Origin of the sequence: Hydrocoleum sp. CS-953, assembly GCF_002260545.1 — a bacterium.
In the GTDB taxonomy this organism is placed as follows: domain Bacteria; phylum Cyanobacteriota; class Cyanobacteriia; order Cyanobacteriales; family Microcoleaceae; genus Trichodesmium.
The window spans coordinates 1-5,906 of record NZ_LGSU01000998.1; the positions used below are offsets into that span (position 1 = coordinate 1).

General features: G+C 38.3%; 3 protein-coding genes. 1 reads left to right on the forward strand and 2 read right to left on the reverse strand.

Translation table 11 applies throughout. From position 1 onward, the window contains the following. Positions 1 to 685: 685 nt before the first annotated feature. Positions 686 to 1,222: a hypothetical protein gene (locus AFK68_RS41715; RefSeq protein ID WP_246844066.1), complete on the forward strand. Its 537-nt coding sequence runs from the start codon at positions 686 to 688 to the stop codon at positions 1,220 to 1,222. Positions 1,223 to 2,220: 998 nt separating this feature from the next. On the opposite strand, the gene AFK68_RS14250 is transcribed toward AFK68_RS41715, so the two are convergent. Beyond that, on the reverse strand, positions 2,221 to 2,838 hold the full coding sequence (locus AFK68_RS14250; protein ID WP_246844067.1) for a ribonuclease HII: 618 nt from the start codon (positions 2,836 to 2,838) through the stop codon (positions 2,221 to 2,223). A gap of 523 nt (positions 2,839 to 3,361) precedes the next feature. After that, a complete protein-coding gene (locus tag AFK68_RS14255) occupies positions 3,362 to 5,407 on the reverse strand; it encodes an Rne/Rng family ribonuclease (RefSeq protein WP_094673375.1) in 2,046 nt (681 codons plus the stop codon). Positions 5,408 to 5,906: the final 499 nt, after the last annotated feature.

A 5,906-nucleotide genomic window follows, 5' to 3' on the forward strand; every position in this document is an offset into this window, starting at 1 on the left:
GGATATAGCAATCCACCCTTATTTTGTAATATAGCAATATGATTTGAGTTGTGAGATATTAGAGACTTTTAGGGAACATTTAACTGGGAACAGGAAACAGAGAAGAAGGAAAAAACGAATATATATGAATATGATAACTGCTATATTCTCTCCTTTTAAGGAACAGTAAAATTCTCACATCTGATTCCTGATTGCTATATTTATCATAGGGGTTTGGTCTCCAAACCTAACCAAAGATGGGATTTAGAAACCAAACCCCTAAAGTTTTGTTTCCACAAATCATTTAGGATTAGTATATGACTAATGGATAGAGAGGAAATTATTAAATTAGCAGGATAAAAACTAAAAACATTACCAGGAAATGAATTCGATTTATTAACAATTTCCCAACCAATTTCGTCTGATGCTGCTCTGAATATTACAAAAGTAATCTCTAAACTTTCTCCACTGCTAGGAAACTTAATTTCATTTCACATAACTGAGTTTTTAAATGCTCAGAATGAATTTAATAAATTTGGTAAATAGAAACGTCAAGACCCTGGTTTTCCAGATACTATTTTTGAAGGTAAAATAACTCCTATTCCTGGACTTGAAATTAAGACTTAGTTTCCTCTAGCTACAGAAATAACTGCTCGTTTTAAAGATAGTCAAAACTATTTTCAATGATGACAATATATATGTTGTTTTGCTCCGCTGGCTTCCTAGCAATTTAATATATGTAAAACCCTATATTTTAGACATTTGCATAGTCTCTGCTAGGTCTGTAGCAGAAACTCGTGACAACCATTATCATAACCCGCCAGACTATCTAGTTTTACAACCAGAAGATACTCAAAAACGGACAAAAAATTTACAACAAACTAACACTAATGGTGATAAATGGCAGGGTAATAATTCTCAATTTCAAGCAGCTCAACAAATTGTCAAAAGTTGGGGAAATGAAAGTAAATATTATCAACCTACAAGAGAATATCAAAAATTATTGCGACAGCTAATTAATCTTTTTCCATATAGATTAGATACTAATTTTGCCAAAATAGATAGGATAGTTCACCCTGAAATAGAAAGCTTCAAAGAAAAAGTCCTAGAAAAAGATATAAAGGGTATATCTATTAGCGAATGGGCAAAATTACTCGGTAGTAAAAATACAGAAAAAACTAAGTTAACTCTTCAAGAAAGGTTATTTATTACAGATATTAACCCTGACGATATTATTCTTTAGCTCTCTGAACACCATAAAAAAAAGTAAGTCCAATCTATCTCTCAAGCAAATGCCTTACGACCTAAATTTTTAGCAGCAATAGAAGCAGTACATAATCCTCCAAAAGGTTCCCATACAACATCTCCAAAATCGCTAGGCTCTTGAAGAAGGTGGAATTGAATTTATCCCAAACAATGGTGGAGGGGTAGGTGTCCGCTTTCGTTAAAATCAGCAGTTATAATCAAGCTGCTTTAATTTCTAACAAATATTTATCACCTCTGGTATTACCAACGCCAAAAATCTAGTAGATAATTTTTACTTGACTTTATATTCAACTGTTGCGCAACAGTTGATTAAATATTCAATTTAACTTTGATAAATGCAGGACTTACGCTGAGACAATATATATAGGGTTTGCTGAAAAAGTCTTTTTTAAGGAGTAGGGGAGCAGGGGAGCAGTAGGGACGTTGCATACAACATCCTTACGGGAGTAATTTTTTTGCCCAACTCTTCCCCAAAATGCTAAATTTTTGAGCGAAATCAACTGAAAACCAGGCACTTTTTTAGAGCCTAAAAATACTCAAACCTTTATATATCAATACTTAGATATTTAATCAGCAAGCCCTATACTATATAGTCTTAAAAAACTATAGCGCTATAGATATGTAGTGTTTAAAACTCAAAAATGCTTAAATCCTAAATTGGTTCAACTCCAGCAAAAATTCTGGGGGAGTTAGTATTTGTTTTATTTCCCGATAATTTCTAGAGCTAAATAGGGTTTGCTGAAAAAGTATGAGTGGTCAGGGTAGGAGTCAGGAGTCAGGAGTCAGGAGTCAGGAGTCAGAATAAATGGGAGTTATAGAGGAGCTAGCAGGAAGAATAGTCCCTTGATTTTTCTGCTGTAGTGAGTATTAAAGGCTCACTTTTTAAACCTGAATGACCTAAAACTTACACTTTTTAAGAACCTAAAAAGGCTAAAACGTTTATCTGTCAATACTTTGAGGTTTAATCAGCAAGCCCTAAATAGAAAATAAAGAAGGTTGACAAGGACTAAACGAAAGACGGTGCTGAGGCGACACCCCGTAATTTACGATTCCTTGTTTATGCTTTTGCGTACCATAACCTTTATTTTTAGTCAAGTCATAAACAGGATATTTTTTAGCTAAACGCATAATCAAAGTATCACGCCAAACCTTAGCCACAATACTCGCAGCAGCGATCGCCAAACATTTACTATCCCCCTTAACAATAGTCCTTTGAGGTATCAGTAAATCTCTAATTTCTTGATTCCCATCAACCAGAACCAAATCAGGCTTAGGTTGCAGCTGCATAACAGCCCGCTTCATCGCCAATAAAGAAGCTTGCAGAATATTCAAGCGGTCAATCTCTCGAACAGAAGCCATACCAATCTTACAATCCAAAGCCACGGCCAAAATTTGAGTCGCCAAGTGACACCGACGCTTTTCTGCCAACCTTTTACTATCTTTCACCCCACTACTAGCCAAATCATCCAAAACCTCCTCTGACAAAATTACCGCTGCTGCCACCACAGGCCCAAATAATGCCCCACGCCCCACTTCATCAACACCAGCAGTTAGAAGAGAGGATGGATAATCAATCAACTCAGAACAAGTCATAAGTACCATTTAAAAAAGTTTGCTACAAATTCTTAGCATTCAGGACTCATTTCAGTTATCGTTTAGCCTTCTAGGTCGTAACTGCCTCTTGACTCCTGGGTCGGAGCTAGGCTTTTTCGTATAGGGAATGCTCCGCAAACATGTCGCCGAGCGTTAACGAAGTTGTGCGGAACGCTAAACACTACCTCCGGCTATCCAAGGGGAGGCTATTGTCCTTATTTTTTTGTTCAGACAAATGATCTGCTGTCTTAAAAAAGAAGTCCTTTCTACAGTTGTGAATCTTTTCGTGTACCAACCCAATTTGTTTTTTTGATTTTCAGCCAGCTTAGTGAATCTTTCTTATTATTTTTTAGTTTCCCTTCTCGCAATTTCAGCTTGCCTTCAGACTTTTTGAAGAATTTCTGTTCCTGGATGAATTCACTTTAGCTGGTTGCTAAAAACTTTTCGAGTCCCAAGTTTACACCAATGACATAGCCATGAGGTATCACATCAGGTACATCAACATTATTAGAAAATTTTTCCCTTATTCTTCTGTAACTGCCGAAGAACGACGGCGACGGCGACGAATTGGCCCAGAATCATCAGAGTCATTGCTATCTGAGTTTATCTCAACATCTGAATCAATCAACTCTGACTCGTAATTATCATTTTCCTCATCACCATCAAAATCATCAGCTTGCTCCAAAGACACCGATGAATCAAAATTATCTAATTCCTGAGCATCTTCTTCTTCTTCGTAATCTACTACCGATTCAACTTCTACATCTTCTTCCTTTTCTGTCGTTGTTTTTCTCAAATTACCCTCCCCTGGTTTCTTAATAGAGATAATTGCCGACTTGGGATTTTTCACTGCTCCCTCCTCTAAAAGTGTTATTGGAGAAATACCCATCAAAGCATAGACATCCTGCTCATCAGACGTCATTTCTACTGTCACTATCTCTTGAGGTTCAGTCACAGGTCTAATTATTTCTCTTCCTGACCGTCGATTAGGAGTCGTAAGTGGATATCCCTCGGAAAGGATAGGATACTCCATTCCCGACCCTAACTCCCTTTCCTGTAATTCCAAAGCCTCATCCTGCATAGTTTCACCTACTCCTACCCTACGGCGACGACGGCGACGGGTAGACTCCTGATAACTAGGATGATTCAATAATTCTAAATCTGAGCCATTATTAGCAAGCTCCACTTCTTGATATCCCTGTGTCATTTCTAAAGAAGGGTTTTGGGCTGCACTAACTAAAGGTGGAGGAGCAACAGTCACAGGTCTGTTTGGTTCCTCAACATCTGGAGTCCGAGTAACTACAGGCACATTAACCTCCGCGACCGAAACTTCTGGCTCACCCGGTAAATGAACCAAATGTCCCAACCCATTACAGCTAGGACAAGTACGACCAAAAAGCTCATATATATTTTGACCCTGCCGTTTACGAGTCAACTCAACTAAGCCCAATTCTGACAACTGAGCTATCTGAGGTCTAGCCTTATCAGCCCTGAGAACCTGATTAAAATGCTCCAGAACTTGCAATTGGTCTCGCCGTGAGTCCATATCAATAAAATCAACAATAATAACTCCCGCAATGTTACGCAGGCGTAGTTGACGAGCTATTTCCGTAGCTGCCTCACAATTTGTCCAAAGTACCGTTTCCCTTGCTGTAGCAGAACGTGTGAAAGAACCAGAGTTGACATCTATAACAGTTAACGCTTCAGTAGGTTGGATAATCACATAACCACCAGAAGGTAAATCTACTCTTGGTCTGAGAGCTTCTCGAATAGCTGCATTCACCCGGAAGTATTCTAGGACAGGAATCCGATCGCTATGATGGTCAATCAAAACTTGTAATGGTTTGCCCCCACTCCAGTTCAGCAAATGTTGCTTAACTCGCTTCACTCCCTCACTAGAGTCCACCACAATCCGATTCACATCGGTACTATACATATCTCGTAACACCCTTTGAATAAAATCATTATCACGATTTAGTAGTGCCGGCGCCCTGTTAGAATTAGCCTCAATTTGGATAGTTTCCCATTGTTGCTGCAAAACCTCTAAATCTTCTATAACCGCTTCTTCCTCCATACCCTCTGCTTCAGTACGGACTAATAGACCCATACCCGCTGGTTTAATTAAAATTGCCAAGGCTCTAAGGCGACTTCGCTCATTCTCAGAACGGATACGTCGAGATAAATTTACACCCCGCCCATAAGGCATTAAAACCAAATAACGGCCTGGTAGAGTTACATTTCCTGTTAAACGTGGCCCTTTTGTCCCAGTAGGTTCCTTCATTACTTGCACTAGGACTTTTTGTTGAGGTGTCAGTAATTCAGTAATTGCACCAGAAGAGCGCTTCAATCGCAATGGCCCTAGATCGCTAACATGAATAAATCCATTACGTTCAGGATCTCCAATATTCACAAAAGCTGCATCTATTCCAGGTAATACATTTTCCACAACTCCTAGATATATGTCGCTGACTTGATGGCTGCCTTTAGCAACAACAAGTTCTTGTATTTGGTCTTCAGAAAATACAGCAGCGATTCTTTGCTGCTCGGCGATAATTATTTGCTTCGGCATTCAATTTCCTCCTGTACAGACTTGTTAACCAAGCCCTTCCCTTTCTAAGACCCCGCTCTTAAGGGCGAGGTTTAAACAAAAATGTGGCGTTGTCAATTAAGTCACCTTTGGTTTTATGTAGGTTACTTATAATGTTGGATATTAATTGCTTTGCTGTGTGAATTTTAAACTTCGGTTTTTTGGATAATACTTAAGTCTGGTGTTGAGCTTTTTCCGTTTCATTTCACCCTTACCAAGCTGAATATTTCCATCAACTTGTACAGACTTGGTTACTCAGCAACTACTAAAATTATCAACAACAAAACTAATCCAACCTTTTCTACAAAACTTGATATTTGGCATCAATTCTAACAACTTAGAATGATATATTCTTTTCAGTTCCGGAATGCTCCGCAAACAGGAACTTCTAACTAGAGCAATTAATAGAATTAATTATCAGGATGATATCCTCTCAACTTAACTAATTAATTATAAGTTTTAATTCCCATCTGACTATTTC

Coding starts and splice junctions, on each gene's coding strand:
- AFK68_RS14255 (WP_094673375.1), bottom strand. CDS start 5,407: ATGCCGAAGCAAATAATTATCGCCGAGCAGCAAAGAATCGCTGCTGTA.
- AFK68_RS14250 (WP_246844067.1), bottom strand. CDS start 2,838: ATGACTTGTTCTGAGTTGATTGATTATCCATCCTCTCTTCTAACTGCT.